Raw genomic sequence first — 906 nt, forward strand, 5'->3', positions numbered from 1 at the left:
TACTCATTCATTGTCATTCCCCCAATTTTGCATAATAAAAGGAAAGGGATGAAACCAAGTGGTTTCATCCCTTTCCCTCTGTACATAAAGTAAGGAAGCTAACAAATGTTAGCTTCCTTATCATTCATTTCAATTATTTAGTTTGATACTTTAGACTCTTCGATTTTCGAACGAAGAACCATTTGCAAGATACCACCGTGACGGTAGTAGTCAATTTCAACTTCACTATCGAAACGAGCTACTACTTCAAATTGCTTCTCTTTTCCTTCTGCATCGATTGCAACTACTTTTACAAGATCACGTGGTCTAACCGTTTTGTCAATTTGAATTTCAAATGACTCGTCACCAACAAGACCTAATGTTTCAGCACTGTCGCCATCTTTAAATTGTAATGGTAATACGCCCATTAACACTAAGTTACTGCGGTGAATACGCTCGAAGCTTTCTGCGATTACTGCTTTAATACCTAATAAGTTTGTACCTTTCGCAGCCCAGTCACGAGAACTTCCCATACCGTAGTCTTTACCAGCAACAACTAGAAGGCCTGTGCCATCTTCTTTATACTTCATAGCAGCATCATAGATAGATGTTACTTCACCAGTTGGCCAATATGTTGTATATCCGCCTTCTGTTCCTGGTGCGATTTGGTTTTTAATACGGATGTTTGCGAATGTACCACGCATCATAACTTCATGGTTACCACGACGAGAACCGTAAGAATTAAAGTCAACTGGTTGTACGCCGTTTTCTAGTAAATAACGTCCAGCTGGCGTGTGCTTACCAATTGAACCTGCCGGTGAAATGTGGTCTGTCGTTACAGAATCTCCAAATTTACCAACTATGCGTAAACCTGATAACGTTTCAACTTCACCCGGCTCTTTAGATAATCCTTCGAAGAACGGTGGG

Annotated in this window: 1 pseudogene; it reads right to left on the reverse strand. The window is 40.3% G+C overall.

Annotation, left to right across the window (positions count from 1 at the left end):
- Positions 1–137 precede the first annotated feature (137 nt).
- Positions 138–906 (reverse strand): annotated as a pseudogene (locus tag AC1DJR_RS31690) (aconitate hydratase); the annotation flags it as partial.

It is taken from the genome of Bacillus sp. 05T31, assembly GCF_056396725.1.